The following is a 15,865-nucleotide window of genomic DNA, read 5'->3' as shown; positions in this document are numbered from 1 at the left end:
GTCAGAGATCCTGGAGGAAGGGGTTGGTCGCACGCTCGCGACCGATGGACGTCTGCTCGCCGTGGCCCGGCAGCACGACCACGTCGTCGGCCAGCGGGAGCACCTTCTGGGCCAGGCTCCGGAGCATCGTGGCGTGGTCGCCGCCCGGCAGGTCGGTGCGGCCGATCGAGCCCGCGAACAGCAGGTCGCCGGAGAACATCACCTCCGACACGTCCGCACGGTCGTAGGGCGACCGGAACGTGACCGATCCGCGGGTGTGGCCCGGCGTGTGGTCGACGACGAAGCGCAGCCCCGCCAGCTCGAGCTCCTGGAGGTCCGTGAGCTCCTGGACGTCGTCGGGCTCGGCGAAGTCGTAGTCGCCGCCGAGCAGCATCCGGGCGGTGTCCGGGGACATGCCGGCCGTCGGGTCCTCGAGCAGGTGCCGGTCCTCGGGGTGGATCCACGCCGTGGCGTCGTACGTGCCGGCGACCGGCGCCACGCACCACATGTGGTCGACGTGGCCATGGGTGACGAGCACCGCGACCGGCTTGAGCCGGTGCTCACGCACGACCTCTGCGATGCCGTCCGTGGCGTCCTTGCCGGGGTCGACGATCACGCACTCGCTACCTGGGCCGGTGGCCGCCACGTAGCAGTTCGTGCCCCACGGGCCTGCGGGGAATCCGGCGATCAGCACCCGGGCAGACTATCGAGCGCGCCGGACCGGCGTCGCATCGGTGCGAGGGCCGCCCCGCGCCGACAGCGGGCGAGCGACCCGGCTTCATGACTAGCATGGGCTCCTGCGCGCCGCCGCCGGCGGACGTCGATCGCACATCGCACATCGAGGGAACCGGGACAACGTGGTGACTAGCCATCAGTGGGGCCGAGTAGACGACGACGGCACCGTCTACGTCAGGACGGCCGACGGGGAGCGTCCCGTCGGCCAGTACCCCGAGGGCACCCCGGCTGAGGCGTTGAAGTTCTTCACCGAGCGCTACGACGCGCTCGCGTTCGAGGTGGAGCTGCTCGAGAAGCGGGTGCAGTCCGGGGTGATGTCGCCGGACGAGGCCGCCGCGTCCGTGCGCACGGTGCGCACCCAGGTCGACGAGGCGAACGCCGTGGGCGACCTCGCCGCCCTGGCCGCGCGGCTGGACGCGCTCGGTCCGGTGCTCGAGGAGCAGCGTGAGGCCAGGAAGGTCGAGCGCGCCGAGAGGTCCGCGAGGTCGCGGGCCAGCAAGGAGCGGATCGTCGAGGAGGCGGAGCGGCTCGCCGAGGGCTCGGACTGGCGCAACGGCGCGAACCGGATGCGCGAGCTGCTCGACGAGTGGAAGGCGCTGCCCCGCATCGACCGCTCCTCCGACGACGCCCTGTGGCGCCGGTTCTCCACCGCGCGCACGGCGTACACCCGACGGCGCAAGGCGCACTTCTCCGAGCAGCACGAGAAGCGCGACGCCGCCCGGACGGTCAAGGAGCGGCTGGCGGCGGAGGCCGAGGAGCTCGCCACCTCCACCGAGTGGGGCCCCACCGCGGGCCGCTACCGCGACCTGATGCGCCAGTGGAAGGCGGCCGGCCCTGCGCCCCGCGAGGTGGACGATGCCCTGTGGAAGCGCTTCCGTGGCGCCCAGGACGCGTTCTTCGGCGCACGTGACGCCGCTGCGGCCGAGCAGGACCAGGAGTTCGCCGCCAACGCCGTGGTGAAGGAGCAGCTGCTCGTCGAGGCCGAGGCGCTGCTGCCCGCCCTGAGGTCCGAGGGGGCCGACCTGGAGGCCGCCAAGCGGGCCTTCCGCGACCTCGCCGAGCGGTGGGATGCCGCCGGCAAGGTCCCCCGCGACCGGATGAAGGAGCTCGAGGGCCGGATCCGCAAGGTCGAGCAGGAGATCCGCGGCGTGGAGGAGGACCAGTGGCGCCGCTCGGATCCCGAGAAGTCCGCCCGCGCCGACGACATGGTCTCCAAGCTCGAGGCCGCGATCGCCCAGGTCGAGGCCGATCTCGAGAGTGCCAGGGCCGCGGGGAACGAGCGGAAGGTCAAGGAACTCGAGGACAACCTCGCGTCACGACAGATGTTCCTCGAGACCGCCAAGCGGGCCAGCGCCGACTTCAGCTGAGCGCCGCAGCCGCCTCGGCGCTACCTGGGGCCGCGCAGATCGCGAAGCCGCTCGCGCAACGCCCGCAGCTCGAGCCCGGTCAGGCGGGGTGCGCGGACGGGTCGCAGCACCCTGGGGTCGTCGTCCATCTTGAACACCGTGATCGTCGTGCGGTCGGGGATCGACTCGCACCCGCAGAGGTCGGCCGGGTCCCCCAGCGCGAACACCTCGAGCCGCACGAAGGCCGGCGAGCCGGCCGGCACGACGTACGGGATGCTGACCTGGCACATGGGCTCGAAGAAGGTGCTGCACGAGCTCGGGTAGAAGTCGGCCAGCACTGCCGGGTCGGCCAGATCGAGACCGGCCGGGTCCGGAGCGTCGAAGAAGAGCGAGCCCGGCCCGGTGAGGAACGCGGCCTGCGCGCTCAGCAGGTAGGTGCCCGGGCCCGGGAGCACGATCTGGCCTCCCGCCACCTGGGAGTAGGCGTCGGTGCTGATCGAGCCGGCGTCGACGACCACGAAGTCGCCCGCGTCGTAGACCGCGGAGCCGACGAGTCCGCCGCCTGGCGGGCCGACGAGTCCCCGGCCACCCTGCGGCCCCTCCGGGCCGGCCACGCCCTGCGGCCCCGGCCCGCCCGGCAGCCCCGGCTCACCCTGGGGGCCCGCCGGGCCGACCGGCCCGGAGCGCACGAGGGCGGTGATCCGCTGCCGGGTCGCGCGGTTCAGGGACCTCTCCCAGGTCACGGCGCCGCGGCCGAGGTTGCGGTTCCTCACGCTGTTGACGCCCAGGTCGCGGGACTTGATCCCGCGGTCCTGGATGTCGGGTGAGGAGATCAGCCGGCCGGCCACCGCGCCCGAGGTAGCGCCGACGACGAGGGTCACGGCGAGGGTGGCTGCCAGGAGCCCGGCCCGACCGGGGAGGCGAACCATGCGCATGCAGGGCAACCTAGGCCCGTCGGTCGCACTACCGATCGGTAGGTCTCGCGCGGTCCAGACCGCAGGACTACTGCGTGACCCGGTAGGCGTCGAAGACGCCGGGCACGGATCGGACCGCCTTGAGCACGTTGTCGAGGTGCTTGGCCTCGGCCATCTCGAAGGTGAAGCGGCTCTTCGCGACCCGGTCGCGGGTGGTCGACAGGTTGGCGCTGAGGATGTCCACGTGGGCGTCCGAGAGCGCCATCGTGATGTCGGAGAGCAGCCGGGCCCGGTCGAGCGCCTCGACCTGGATGTTGACCAGGAAGCTGGACTGGCCGGTCGGCGCCCACTCGACGTCGAGGAGCCGCTCCGGCTGGGCCTGCAGGCTGGCGGCGTTCGTGCAGTTCTGGCGGTGCACCGAGACTCCCCCGCCCTTGGTGACGAAGCCGAGGATCGGGTCCGGGGGCACCGGGGTGCAGCACTTCGCGAGCTTGACCCACACGTCCGGAGCGCCCTTGACGATCACGCCCGCGTCGCCGCCCGGCTGGGCCTTGGTCCGGCCGCGGCGGCCGGTGATCGTCACGCCCTCGGCGAGGTCCTCGGCAGCGCCGCCGTCGCCGCCGTGGACGTCGATGACGCGCCGGACCACGCTCTGCGCCGACAGGTTGCCCTCGCCGACGGCGGCGTACAGCGCGGAGACGTCCGCGAGCTTGAAGTGGCCGGCCGCCAGCGTCAGCGACTCGTGGGACAGCAGTCGCTTGAGCGGCAGGCCCTCCTTGCGCATCAGCTTCGCGATCTGCTCCTTGCCGCGGTCGATCGCCTCCTCGCGGCGCTCCTTGGTGAACCACTGGCGGATCTTGGAGCGCGCCCGCGGGGACTTCACGAAGCCGAGCCAGTCGCGAGACGGGCCGGCGTTGGGCGCCTTGGAGGTGAAGACCTCGACGACGTCGCCGTTCTCGAGACCGGACTCCAGCGGCACCAGGCGGCCGTTGACGCGGGCGCCGATCGTGTGATGGCCGACCTCGGTATGCACGGCGTAGGCGAAGTCGACGGGGGTCGCACCGGTCGGCAGCGCGATCACGTCGCCGCGCGGGGTGAACACGTACACCTCGGCGCGGTTGATCTCGAAGCGCAGCGACTCCAGGAACTCCCCCGGGTCCTCCATCTCGTTCTGCCAGTCGAGGAGCTGGCGCACCCAGGTCATGTCGTCGAGGTCGCCGGGGCGGTCGGTGTCGATGCCGGCGCGGCCGTCCTCCTTGTACTTCCAGTGCGCGGCGACGCCGTACTCCGCACGCCGGTGCATCGCGAAGGTGCGGATCTGCAGCTCGACGGGCTTGCCCTGCGGGCCGATCACGGTCGTGTGCAGCGACTGGTACATGTTGAACTTCGGCATCGCGACGTAGTCCTTGAACCGCCCCAGCACCGGGTTCCAGCGCGAGTGCAGCACTCCGAGGACCGTGTAGCAGTCGCGGTCGTTCTCGACGAGCACGCGGATGCCGACCAGGTCGTAGATGTCGGAGAACTCCCGGCCGCCGACGATCATCTTCTGGTAGATCGAGTAGTAGTGCTTGGGGCGTCCGGTGACCGAGGCCTTCACCTTCGCCTCGCGCAGGTCGGCCCCCACCTGGGCGATCACCTCGGCCAGGAACTGGTCGCGGGAGGGCGCGCGCTCGGCGACCATCCGGACGATCTCGTCGTAGATCTTGGGGTGCAGGGTGGCGAACGCCAGGTCCTCGAGCTCCCACTTGATCGTGTTCATGCCCAGCCGGTGGGCCAGCGGCGCGTAGATGTCCAGCGTCTCGCGGGCGACCCGCTCCTGGGTCTCCTGGCGCACGTAGCGCAGGGTCCGCATGTTGTGCAGCCGGTCGGCGAGCTTGATGACCAGGACCCGGATGTCGCGCGACATCGCGACGATCATCTTCCGGATCGTCTCGGCCTGCGCGGAGTCGCCGTACTTGACCTTGTCGAGCTTGGTCACGCCGTCGACCAGCTGGGCGATCTCCTCGCCGAAGTCCTGCCGCACCTGCTCGAGGGTGTACGGCGTGTCTTCGACCGTGTCGTGCAGCAGCGCCGCGGCCAGGGTCGGCTCGGTCATGCCGATGTCGGCGAGGATCGTCGTCACCGCGAGCGGGTGGGTGATGTAGGGATCACCGCTCTTGCGGGTCTGCGTGCCGTGCATGCGCTCGGCGGTCGTGTACGCGCGCTCGAGCAGCGCCAGGTCCGCCTTCGGGTGGTTGGCCCGCACCGAGCGGAACAGCGGCTCCAGGACCGGGTTGGCGCCCTGGTTGCGGGTGCCCATCCGGGCGAACCGCGCACGCATGCTGCGCGTCGACGGTGCCGGCTCCGAGGCGCGCCGCTCCTGCTCGGGCGGGGCGGTGCGTTCCTCGGTCACTCGGTCAGTCTACGTACCACTCAGACGGTCAGGAGCGCCGTGAGCGGGACGGACCCGAGCGTCTCGCGGCCGGACAGGAAGCCGAGCTCCATCAGGATCGCCACCGCGTGCACGCTCGCACCGCACTTCTCGACCAGGTCGATGGTCGCGCGGGCGGTCCCGCCGGTGGCGAGCACGTCGTCGACCAGCAGCACCCGGTCCCCCGGCGCGAGCGAGTCCTGGTGCACCTCGAGCGTGGCCTCGCCGTACTCCAGGGCGTAGGAGACGGCGTACGTCGCGCGCGGCAGCTTGCCGGCCTTGCGGACCGGGACGAAGCCCACGCCCAGCGCGAGCGCCACCGGGGCCCCGAGGATGAAGCCGCGGGACTCCATGCCGAGCACCTTGTCGACGACCGGGACCCCGGCCTCGTCACGACCGGGCGCGGCGAGCGCGGCCACGACGGCCGACAGTGCCGCGTGGTCCGCGAGCAGGGGGGTGATGTCCTTGAACAGGATCCCGGGCTCGGGGAAGTCGGGTACGTCCGCGATCAGGGTGAGCGCTCTGCCGAGTCCCGAGATCTCCGATCCGGGCAGCGTCACTTCTTGCCCCGCTTGGAGCGCGGCTGGCGGGTCGGCTGCTGGCGGCCGGCAGCCGTGGAGGGCCGGACCGGGCCGTGCGCCTGGGGCGCGATCCGGCCGCGACCGGCGGCCTCGGGGGCCTGCGGCGCCTGGCTCGGGTCGGCCGGCCGCGCGACCGGGCCGTCACCCTCGGGCACGCGGCCGACGCCGGGCTCGTCGTGGATCGGCATGTCCTCGGTGAATGCCGGCACCGTCGCGTAGCGGTCGGCCTCGACCTTCTTCTGACGGGCCTTGTCGCGCTTCTCGGCCTGGATCACGTCCGTCTCGCCGGCCTTGAGCTGGACCACGAGCGGGGTGGCGATGAAGATCGAGGAGTAGGCGCCGGCGGCCATGCCGACGAACAGCGCGAGGGCGAGGTCCTTCAGCGTGCTCGCGCCGAGCTGCACCGCCCCGACGTACAGGATCGCGCCGACCGGGATCAGCGCCACCACCGAGGTGTTGATCGAGCGCACCAGTGTCTGGTTCACCGCGAGGTTGGCGGCCTTGGCGTAGGTCGTCCGGCTCTCGCGCAGGTTCTTGGTGTTCTCCCGGACCTTGTCGAAGACGACGACGGTGTCGTAGAGCGAGAACCCCAGGATCGTCAGCAGGCCCGTGACCGTCGCGGGCGTGACCTCGAAGCCGGAGAGTGCATACACGCCGATCGTGATCACCACGTCGTGGGCGAGGGCCACGATCGCGCCGACCGACATCTTCCACTCGCGGAAGTAGGCCCAGATGAAGAGGACGACCAGCACCAGGAAGACCACCAGGCCGGTGCCGGCGCGCTTGGCGATCTCCTGGCCCCAGCTCGGCCCGATCTCGGTGGCGCTGATCTCGCTCGCGCTGGTGTCGGTCGTCGCCGCGATGGTGTCCTTGATCTCGGCGTTCTCCGCGGTGGTCAGGGGCTTGACCTGGACCAGGATCGCGTCCTGGCCGCTGGTGGTGACCACCGGCTGCTGGGCGGCGTCGATGCCGGTGGACGCGATGTCGTTGCGCAGCTGGTCGGCGAGCTCCTGGTCGGCCTGGGCGACCTTGACCTTGTACTCGGCGCCACCCACGAACTCGATGCCCATGTCCAGGCCCTTGACGGCCAGGCCGAGGGTCGAGCCGAGAATGATGAGGACGGAGATGGAGTACCAGAGCCACTTGCGGCCGACGAAGTCGATCGACTTCTCGCCGGAGTAGAGGTGGTTGCCCAGGCGCGAGAACTTGCCCATCAGGCCTTCCCTCCCACGATGTTGATCCGGTCGACGCCGAGAGCCTCGGCGTCGAGGCCGGAGAGCTTGTGCCCCCGGTTGAAGAACGAGTACCGCCCGAGCACCGACAGCATCGGGTGGGTGAACCAGAAGAAGATCGCCAGGTCGATCAGCGTGGAGAGACCCAACGTGAACGCGAAGCCCTTCACGACACCGGTGGCGAAGATGTAGAGGACGATCGCGGCGAGCAGCGAGACCGCATCCGCCGCCACGCAGGTGCCGCGCGCGCGCTTCCAGCCGGCCTGGACCGCGACCCGCATCGACTTGCCGTCGCGCATCTCGTCGCGGATCCGCTCGAAGTAGACGATGAACGAGTCCGCGGTGATGCCGACGGCGACGATCAGGCCGGCGATGCCGGGCAGCGTCAGCGTGAAGCCGGCTGTCTGGCTGAGCAGAAGCACCATCGAGTACGTCACGACTCCGGCGACGAGGAGCGAGGCGATCACCACCAGGCCGAGGCCCCGGTAGTAGACCAGGCAGTAGAGCATCACCAGCAGCAGGCCGACGATGCCCGCGAGGATGCCCGCGGAGAGCTGGTCGCCGGCCAGCGACGCGCCGATCTGCTCGACCGAGGTGCCCTCCTTCTCGAAGGCGATCGGCAGCGCACCGTACTTCAGGCTGGTCGCGAGCGCCTGGGCCGAGGTCTTGGTGAAGTTGCCGGTGATCTGGGCGTCGCCGTTCGGGATGACGCCCGTGAAGACCGGGCTCGAGATCACCTGGCCGTCCAGGACCACCGCGAACTGCTGGCCGGTGCCGGCCATCTGCCGCGACAGCTCCGCGAAGACGCTCTTGCCCTCGCCGCCCAGCGAGAGCTGGACGATCCAGGACACCGACTGCGAGGGGACGACGGCGTCGGCGCTGTTCAGGTCGGTGCCCTCGACCGCGGCCGGCGAGAGGAGGTACTTGACGCCCGCGTCGCCCTCGGCCTCGGTGCCACAGGTGACCAGGAACCGGTCCGCGTTGTCGACGACCGGCTTGGTCGCCGGGCAGGTGTAGGAGTTGAACGCCTCGATCGCGGCCTTGCCGGGGTTCGTGATGAAGTCCAGCGCCATCTGGGCGGGGTCGTCCGACTCGCCGGTCGGCGAGTCGGTGGCCGGCTCGGACGGCGAGGTGGTCTCGGACGGCGAGGTCGTCTGCGTCGGGCTCGGCGACGGGCTCTTCGACGGCTTGGCGGCCGGCTTGGCGAGGATGCCCGGCCGGTTCTTCGAGCTGCCGCTCGCGTTGTCCGAGGGCGCGAGCGACGGGCCGCCGCTCGGCGCCACCGGCGAGGTCGCGGTGGCGCACGGACCGGGCGACTGACTCGTGCAGGCCACGGTGCGGAAGCGCAGCTGCGCCTGACGCTTGACGGTCTCGACCAGGCTGTTCGACGTCGGTCCCGGGATCTCGACCACGATGTACTTGCTGCCCTGGGTGGTCACCTCGGCCTCGGCGACGCCCGACCCGTTCACCCGCTGGTCGATGATGCCTGCGGCCTCCTTGAGGTTGCCCGAGGTCGGGCTGCCGGTCGCGGTCAGCGTGATCCGCGTGCCGCCCTTGAGGTCGAGACCGAGCTCCGGCTTCCAGGTGCCACCGAGGACGACCAGCCCGTAGGAGATCGCCACCACCACGAAGAACACCACGAGAGTGCGACCGGGGCGGAACGACTTGCGTGCCATCTCAGCTCTCCTCCGGGCCGGGGGTGCTCTCCGGCCGGTCGTCGGTCAGATCCGGCTCATCGACCGAGGTGGCGATGCTGCCCACCGCGCCTCGGGCCACCTTGATGGTCACCGCGGGCGCGATCTCGAGGAGCACGTGCCCGTCCTCGATGCCGCGGACGGTCCCGTACACACCGGACGTCAGGACGATCTCGTCCCCTACGGACAACGAGGACTGCATGCGGCCGAGTTCCTTCTGCCGCCGACTGGCCGGCCTGATGATGAACAGCCAGAAGAGCAGGGCGATGCCGACAAGCGGCAGCAACTCCAGCACGGAACAACCTCTCGAGCGATCTTGAGCGATCCGGAAGGACCTTGGACGACATGGCATCGACGGGCTCGCGAACGCGCTCGTCGGGTGCGCAGCCCAGAGGGGGCCGGTCGACGGGCAAGCATAACCGGGCCGGTGGGCAGGGCCGCGAATCCGGGGCCCTCGGCGCGGGCCGACGCGTCAGTCGTCGAAGAGCGGCGGATCGCCCTCCGGGAGGGTGAGGGTCGGCGGAGCGGTGAGCCCCAGGTGCTCCCAGGCGGCCGGCGTCGCGACCCGACCTCGCGGTGTGCGGGCCAGGAAGCCGTTGCGGACCAGGAACGGCTCGGCCACCTCCTCGACGGTCTCGCGCTCCTCGCCGACCGCCACCGCCAGCGTGGAGATGCCGACCGGTCCACCTCCGAAGCGGCGGCACAGGACGTCCAGGACGCCCCGGTCGAGCCGGTCCAGCCCGAGCTGGTCGACCTCGTAGAGGTCAAGCGCGTCCTGCGCGACCGGGAGCGTGACCACGCCGTCCGCGCGGACCTGGGCGAAGTCGCGGACCCGGCGCAGCAGCCGGTTCGCGATCCGCGGCGTACCGCGTGAGCGGGAGGCGATCTCGGCGGTGCCGTCGGGCAGGACGTGCACCTCGAGCAGCCGAGCCGAGCGCTGGACGATCAGGTCCAGCTCGTGGGGCTCGTAGAACTCCAGGTGAGCCGTGAAGCCGAACCGGTCCCGCAGCGGGCCGGGCAGCAGTCCCGCCCGGGTGGTCGCCCCGACCAGGGTGAACGGCGGGATGTCGAGCGGGATCGCCGTGGCGCCGGGCCCCTTGCCGATGACGACGTCGACCCGGAAGTCCTCCATCGCCATGTAGAGCATCTCCTCGGCGGGCCGCGACATCCGGTGGATCTCGTCGACGAAGAGGACGTCACCCTCGTTCATCCCCGACAGGATCGCGGCCAGGTCGCCGGCGTGGGTGATCGCGGGACCGCTGGTCAGCCGCAGCGGAGCGCCCATCTCGCTGGCGATGATCATCGCCAGCGTGGTCTTGCCGAGACCCGGCGGGCCGGAGAGCAGCACGTGGTCGGGAGCCCGGCCGCGTCGGCGGGCGGCCTCGAGGACCAGCCCGAGCTGGTCGCGCACCCGGACCTGGCCGACCACCTCGTCGAGCGTGCGCGGGCGCAGGGCCGCCTCCACGGCGCGCTCGTCGCCGTCCGCCTCGGCGGCGGTGAGCGAGCGGACGTGGGCCTCCTCGGCCAGGTCGAGGTCGTCCTCGTGGAACGTCATCGGCTCACGCCCTGCTCAGCGTCCGTAGGGCGGCCCGCAGCAGCGCCGCGACATCCGGGACGTCACCCGCCTCCGGGGCGACCGCGTCGACGGCCTTCTCGGCGTCGCGGGCCGGCCACCCCAGGCCGACGAGCCCCTGGTGGACCTGGTCGCGCCAGAGGGCGCCGGGCGCCGCCGATGCGCCTGCCGCCCGGCTCGCGCTGCTCGGCGCACCGATGCGGTCCCGGAGCTCGAGGATGATCCGCTGGGCACCCTTCTGGCCGATACCCGGCACCCGGGTCAGCATCTTGACGTCGTCTCCGGTGATGGCCAGGCGCAGGTCGTCGGTGGAGAGCACCGCAAGCATCGCCTGGGCGAGCTTGGGGCCGACCCCGGACGCGGTCTGCAGCAGCTCGAAGGTCTGCCTCTCGTCCTCGTCGGCGAACCCGAACAGGGTCAGGGAGTCCTCGCGGACGACCATGCTGGTCGGGAGGAGCGCCTGCTGGCCGACCCGGAGGGTCGCCAGCGTGCTCGGCGTACACATCACGTCGAGGCCGACCCCGCCGACCTCGAGCACGGCGCTCGAGAGAGTCACAGCGGCCACCTGGCCGCGCACGAAGGCGATCATCGCCTGCTCCTCACTTGCTGACGGGCTGCGGCCAGCGCCGCGTCGATCCGGGACTGGGCGCCACCGCGCCAGATGTAGGTGATGGCCAGCGCCAGGGCGTCCGCCGCGTCGGCGGGCTTGGGCGTCACGTCCAGCCGGAGGATCCGGGTCACCATCGCGCCCACCTGGGCCTTGTCCGCCCGGCCGTTGCCCGACACCGCCGCCTTGACCTCGCTCGGCGTGTGCAGCCCGATCGGCAGGCCGCGTCGCGCGGCGACGACCATCGCGACCCCGCTGGCCTGGGCGGTGCCCATCACGGTGCTGACGTCGGAGCGCGCGAAGACCCGCTCGATCGCGACCGCGTCCGGGGCGTGCTCCTCGATCCACGCCTCGACCCCACGTTCGATCGTCACCAGGCGCTCGGGCACGGGCAGGTCGGCGGAGGTGCGCAGCACGTTCACGTCGACCAGCGTCAGCGGCCGGCCGACCGAGCCCTCGACCACGCCCATCCCGCAGCGGGTCAGGCCGGGGTCGATCCCGAGCACACGCATGCCGTCAGCCTCCGTCCGAACAGGTGTTCGGAGGCCACGCTAGCCGTCGCCGCCCCCCGATCGCCGCAGGACACGCCCGGTGGCGTCGGTGCGGGCGCGGGCCGAGCAGCCCGCTCACGCCTCGATGGCGTCGAGGACCTCGTCGGGGATGTCGGCGTTGGTGAAGACGTTCTGCACGTCGTCGAGGTCGTCGACCGCGTCGACCAGGCGGAAGACCTTGCCCGCGACGTCGGTCTCCGCGACCGGGATGTCCAGGGTGGCGACGAACTGCACCTCGGCGGAGTCGTAGTCGATGCCGGCGGCCTGCAGCGCCGTGCGCACCGCGACCACGTCCGCGGCCTCCGACTGGATCTCGAAGCCGTCGCCGAGGTCGCTGACCTCCTCCGCGCCCGCGTCGAGGGTCGCCTCGAGGATGTCGTCCTCGCCGATCTCCCACGGCTTGCCGCCGCGCTCCTGGTTCTTCTCCACCACCACCACGCCCTTGCGGGTGAACAGGCGGGAGACCGAGCCGGGGTCGGCCATCGTGCCGCCGTTGCGAGTGACCGCGGTCCGGACCTCCATGGCCGCCCGGTTGCGGTTGTCGGTGAGGCACTCGACGAGCAGCGCGACGCCCTGGGGCCCGTAGGCCTCGTACATGATCGTCTCGTAGTCGACGCCGCCGCTCTCGAGGCCGCCACCGCGCTTGACCGCGGAGTCGATGTTCTTGTTCGGGACCGACTGCTTCTTGGCCTTCTGGATGGCGTCGTAGAGGGTCGGGTTGCCGGCCGGGTCGGGGCCGCCCATCTTGGCCGCGATCTCGATGTTCTTGATCAGCTTGGCGAACAGCTTGCCGCGCTTGGCGTCGATCGCCGCCTTCTTGTGCTTGGTGGTCGCCCACTTGGAGTGGCCAGACATGGCGTATCCCTATCTCTCCTCGGTGACCAGGTCCACGAACAGCCGGTGGACCCGGGAGTCGCCACCCACCTCGGGGTGGAACGACGTCGCCATCAGCGAACCCTGACGGACCGCGACGATCCTACCCGCGGCCGGCCCCTCCTCGACACGCGCGAGCACCTCGACCGAGTCCCCCACGGCCTCCACCCAGGGCGCCCGGATGAAGATCGCGTGCAGGGGCGCGTCGAGGCCGACGACGTCGATGTCGCCCTCGAACGAGTCGACCTGCCGGCCGAAGGCGTTGCGGCGCACCGTGATGTCGAGGCCACCGAGCGTCTCCTGGTCGGCGGTGCCGTCCTCGATCCGGTCGGCGAGCATGATCATGCCGGCGCACGTCCCGAAGGTGGGCATGCCCTCCTTGATCCGCTGCCGGATCGGCTCGAACAGGTCGAACGTGCGGGCCAGCTTGGCCATCGTGGTCGACTCGCCACCGGGGATCACCAGCCCGGCGCACGCATCCAGCTCGACGGGTCGGCGTACGGCGATCGCCTCGACGCCGAGCTCCGTGAGCATCCGGAGGTGCTCACGGACGTCGCCCTGGAGGGCGAAGACGCCGATCGTCGGCGGGGTCGTGGGGGCGGTCGTCACCAGCCGCGCTCGGCGAGCCGGTGCGGCTGGGGGAGCTCCTCCACGTTGATGCCGACCATGGCCTCGCCGAGCCCGCGGGAGACCTTCGCGACCATGTCGGGGTCGTCGTGGAAGGTCGTGGCCTTGACGATCGCCTCGGCACGCTGCGCGGGGTTGCCGGACTTGAAGATGCCGGAGCCGACGAACACGCCCTCGGCGCCGAGCTGCATCATCATCGCCGCGTCGGCCGGGGTCGCGATGCCGCCGGCGGTGAACAGCACGACCGGCAGCTTGCCGCGCTCGGCGACCTCCTTGACCAGGGCGTAGGGCGCCTGCAGCTCCTTGGCGGCCACGTACAGCTCGTCGGGCTCCATGGCCCCCAGGCGCCGGATCTCGCGGCGAATGGTGCGCATGTGCGTCACGGCGTTGGAGACGTCACCGGTGCCAGCCTCGCCCTTGGAGCGGATCATCGCCGCACCCTCGGTGATCCGGCGCAGCGCCTCGCCCAGGTTGGTGGCCCCGCACACGAACGGCACGGTGAACGCCCACTTGTCGATGTGGTTCGCGTAGTCGGCCGGCGTGAGCACCTCGGACTCGTCGATGTAGTCGACGCCGAGCGACTGCAGCACCTGCGCCTCGGCGAAGTGCCCGATCCGGGCCTTGGCCATCACCGGGATCGAGACCGCCTCGATGATGCCGTCGATCATGTCGGGGTCGCTCATCCGCGAGACCCCACCCTGGGCCCGGATGTCGGCCGGGACCCGCTCGAGTGCCATCACGGCGACGGCGCCGGCGTCCTCGGCGATCTTCGCCTGCTCCGGCGTGACCACGTCCATGATCACGCCCCCCTTGAGCATCTCGGCCATGCCGCGCTTGACGCGCGTGGTGCCGGTAGTGGGGGTGCTGTCAGTGGTGGGGCTGTCGACCATGCCTCAGATCGTAGTGCGGGCCTCCGCGATCGCCTGCTTCCGGACCACCCATACGCGCTGTCCGACCGTGATCGTGGACGCGATCGCCAGCGCCCAGAGGGCGATGTGGAGCAGCACGGGCAGGTCGAAGATCGCGCTGAACCCGGTCATCACGAGGATCGCGACCAGCCGGTCGGCGCGCTCGGCGATGCCGACCTTGACGGAGAAGCCCAGGGTCTCGCCGCGGGAGCGGGCGTACGACGTCACTCCGCCCATCAGCAGGCAGACCAGGCTGAGCACCAGGTAGAGCCGGCTCGGCTCCGCCCAGGCGAAGTACAGCGCGAGGCCGATGAAGATCGCGCCGTCCGCGACCCTGTCGAGCGTGGAGTCCCAGAACGCCCCGAACTTGCTGACCCGCCCCGTCGTGCGCGCCATGTAGCCGTCCAGGAGGTCGCTGAACACGAACGCGGTGATCACGAGCACCCCGGCGAGCAGCCGACCCTGGGGGAAGAACACCAGCGCGCCGGCGCACACGCCGAGCGTGCCGACCAGCGTCACGGCGTCGGGGCTCACCCCCAGTCGGATCAACAGATGGGCGACCGGCGAGATGACCCTGGTCCAGAAGGCGCGGAAACGTTCGAGCATGGCGGCAGCAGGCTACCCGTCCCGGGCTCAGCGGGGGTCAACTGGCGGTCGGCACGGCCTGGGGGTGGTCCAGCACCGGCGCGAAGGCCAGCTCGGCCGCACCGATGAGCGGGGAGTCGACCCCGAACTGCGCCGCGCGGATCAAGACGTCGTCGCGCGGCATCATCGTGCTGCGTGCCATGGCCTCGTTGACCGTTGCCTCCGCCGCCCTCCACACCTGCGCGAGGGAGCCGCCGAGGACCACGATCTCGGGGTCGAAGAGGTTGACGATCCCGCGCAGGCCGACGCCGCACCAGTCGGCGACCTCGGCGACGGCCTCGGCGGCCCGGCGCTCCCCCGCGCGGGCGGCCTCGATCACCTCGGCGACCGCCGGCGGTCCCCCGCCGGGCAGCCGCCCGGCGAGCCGCAGCAGCACGTTCTCCCCCACCTTGGTCTCCCAGCAGCCGACGGCTCCGCAGCGGCACACCGGGCCCTGGCTGTCGACCTGCATGTGGCCGACCTCCCCGGCGTACCCGCGGGCCCCGGCCAGCGGCCGCCCGGCCATCAGGAAGCCGCCACCGATGCCGACGCTGGCGTTGAGGTAGACCGCCTCGGTGTAGCCGACAGCGGCCCCCCGGACGTGCTCGGCGAGGGCGCCGAGGTCGGCGTCGTTACCGGTGGCGACCGGGCGGCCGAGCCGTGCTGCCAGCAGGTCGGTGAACGGCACCTCGGCCCAGCCGAGGTTCGGGGCGAAGCGGACGAAGCCGTCGACGGCCCGCACCGCTCCGGGTACGGCGACGCCGACGCCGAGGCACCGCACCTTCTGGTCGCCCGCTGCGCCGAGCACGTCCTCGACCATCTGGGCCACCGCGTCGACCACGTGGCCGACGTCGTGCTCGCCCCGCTGGTGGCGCCGGTCCCGCCGGTCGAGGACCTCGCCGCCGAGGCCGACGAGGGCGACCGCGATCCGGTCCACACCCACATCCACCGCGACCACGACGTTGTCCTCGCGCGGCACCACGAGGTGCGACGGGCGACCCGAGCGACCACCCACCGCCGACGTCTCCTCCGACACCAGCCCCAGGCTCTGCAGCTCACCGGTGAGCGCACCGATCGTGCTGCGGTTGAGCCCCAGCTGGCGGGTGAGGACCGCGCGGGTCGTCGGACCGCGCGTGTGCACCGTCTGCAGGATCGCGCGCAGGTTCGCGCGCCGCAGCTCGTCGGTGCTGACTCCGGTGGGGGTGGGCACT

The 15,865-nt window shown here is 71.5% G+C and carries 16 protein-coding genes; 1 reads left to right on the top strand and 15 read right to left on the bottom strand.

Going from position 1 to position 15,865, the window contains the following annotated elements; all coding sequences use genetic code 11:
• Position 1 precedes the first annotated feature (1 nt).
• On the bottom strand, positions 2 to 673 hold the full coding sequence (locus QMC84_RS15335; protein ID WP_300376078.1) for an MBL fold metallo-hydrolase: 672 nt from the start codon (positions 671 to 673) through the stop codon (positions 2 to 4).
• 166 nt (positions 674 to 839) lie between these two features.
• On the opposite strand from QMC84_RS15335, the gene QMC84_RS15330 reads away from it, so the two are divergent.
• A complete protein-coding gene (locus QMC84_RS15330; RefSeq protein WP_300376076.1) occupies positions 840 to 2,081 on the top strand; it encodes a DUF349 domain-containing protein in 1,242 nt (413 codons plus the stop codon).
• A gap of 20 nt (positions 2,082 to 2,101) precedes the next feature.
• Here QMC84_RS15330 and QMC84_RS15325 read toward each other — a convergent pair whose 3' ends face one another.
• The 14 genes from QMC84_RS15325 to QMC84_RS15260 all read right to left on the bottom strand — a co-directional run bounded on the left by QMC84_RS15325 (position 2,102) and on the right by QMC84_RS15260 (position 15,864).
• Positions 2,102 to 2,995: a hypothetical protein gene (locus QMC84_RS15325; protein WP_300376074.1), complete on the bottom strand. Its 894-nt coding sequence runs from the start codon at positions 2,993 to 2,995 to the stop codon at positions 2,102 to 2,104.
• Positions 2,996 to 3,062: 67 nt separating this feature from the next.
• Positions 3,063 to 5,294 carry a bifunctional (p)ppGpp synthetase/guanosine-3',5'-bis(diphosphate) 3'-pyrophosphohydrolase gene (locus QMC84_RS15320; protein WP_300376115.1) on the bottom strand — a complete coding sequence of 744 codons (2,232 nt, stop codon included), beginning with the start codon at positions 5,292 to 5,294 and terminating at the stop codon, positions 3,063 to 3,065.
• Between the two features lie 92 nt (positions 5,295 to 5,386).
• Positions 5,387 to 5,944, bottom strand: a complete 558-nt coding sequence (locus QMC84_RS15315) for an adenine phosphoribosyltransferase (RefSeq protein ID WP_300376072.1) — start codon at positions 5,942 to 5,944, stop codon at positions 5,387 to 5,389.
• On the bottom strand, positions 5,941 to 7,179 hold the full coding sequence (gene secF, locus QMC84_RS15310; protein WP_300376070.1) for a protein translocase subunit SecF: 1,239 nt from the start codon (positions 7,177 to 7,179) through the stop codon (positions 5,941 to 5,943). Before secF ends, QMC84_RS15315 begins: the two co-directional genes overlap by 4 nt.
• Positions 7,179 to 8,873 carry a protein translocase subunit SecD gene (gene secD / locus QMC84_RS15305; RefSeq protein ID WP_300376068.1) on the bottom strand — a complete coding sequence of 565 codons (1,695 nt, stop codon included), beginning with the start codon at positions 8,871 to 8,873 and terminating at the stop codon, positions 7,179 to 7,181. Before secD ends, secF begins: the two co-directional genes overlap by 1 nt.
• Before the next feature lies 1 nt (position 8,874).
• Positions 8,875 to 9,186 (bottom strand): preprotein translocase subunit YajC, encoded by a 312-nt coding sequence (gene yajC, locus QMC84_RS15300; protein WP_300376066.1) that lies wholly within the window; start codon positions 9,184 to 9,186, stop codon positions 8,875 to 8,877.
• 177 nt (positions 9,187 to 9,363) lie between these two features.
• The gene (gene ruvB, locus QMC84_RS15295; RefSeq protein WP_300376064.1) at positions 9,364 to 10,446 is read right to left on the bottom strand and encodes a Holliday junction branch migration DNA helicase RuvB; all 1,083 of its coding nucleotides are present in this window, start codon (positions 10,444 to 10,446) and stop codon (positions 9,364 to 9,366) included.
• 4 nt (positions 10,447 to 10,450) lie between these two features.
• Complete coding sequence (ruvA, locus tag QMC84_RS15290; protein WP_300376062.1) at positions 10,451 to 11,053, bottom strand: Holliday junction branch migration protein RuvA; 603 nt, start codon at positions 11,051 to 11,053, stop codon at positions 10,451 to 10,453.
• Complete coding sequence (ruvC, locus tag QMC84_RS15285) at positions 11,050 to 11,583, bottom strand: crossover junction endodeoxyribonuclease RuvC (RefSeq protein WP_300376060.1); 534 nt, start codon at positions 11,581 to 11,583, stop codon at positions 11,050 to 11,052. The genes ruvA and ruvC overlap by 4 nt, the downstream gene beginning before the upstream one ends.
• 114 nt (positions 11,584 to 11,697) lie before the next feature.
• Positions 11,698 to 12,477 (bottom strand): YebC/PmpR family DNA-binding transcriptional regulator, encoded by a 780-nt coding sequence (locus QMC84_RS15280; RefSeq protein WP_300376058.1) that lies wholly within the window; start codon positions 12,475 to 12,477, stop codon positions 11,698 to 11,700.
• Positions 12,478 to 12,486: 9 nt separating this feature from the next.
• Complete coding sequence (pdxT, locus tag QMC84_RS15275; RefSeq protein WP_300376056.1) at positions 12,487 to 13,104, bottom strand: pyridoxal 5'-phosphate synthase glutaminase subunit PdxT; 618 nt, start codon at positions 13,102 to 13,104, stop codon at positions 12,487 to 12,489.
• A complete protein-coding gene (pdxS, locus tag QMC84_RS15270; RefSeq protein ID WP_300376054.1) occupies positions 13,101 to 14,012 on the bottom strand; it encodes a pyridoxal 5'-phosphate synthase lyase subunit PdxS in 912 nt (303 codons plus the stop codon). The genes pdxT and pdxS overlap by 4 nt, the downstream gene beginning before the upstream one ends.
• Before the next feature lie 3 nt (positions 14,013 to 14,015).
• Positions 14,016 to 14,636 carry a phosphatidylinositol phosphate synthase gene (gene pgsA, locus QMC84_RS15265; RefSeq protein ID WP_300376052.1) on the bottom strand — a complete coding sequence of 207 codons (621 nt, stop codon included), beginning with the start codon at positions 14,634 to 14,636 and terminating at the stop codon, positions 14,016 to 14,018.
• 37 nt (positions 14,637 to 14,673) lie between these two features.
• Positions 14,674 to 15,864 (bottom strand): ROK family transcriptional regulator, encoded by a 1,191-nt coding sequence (locus QMC84_RS15260; protein ID WP_300376050.1) that lies wholly within the window; start codon positions 15,862 to 15,864, stop codon positions 14,674 to 14,676.
• Position 15,865: the final 1 nt, after the last annotated feature.

Source organism: Nocardioides sp. (assembly GCF_030019515.1).
Taxonomy (GTDB): Bacteria; Actinomycetota; Actinomycetes; order Propionibacteriales; family Nocardioidaceae; genus Nocardioides.
The sequence above is the reverse complement of the archived record's forward strand: the minus strand, read 5'-3'. Positions and strand labels throughout refer to the sequence as shown.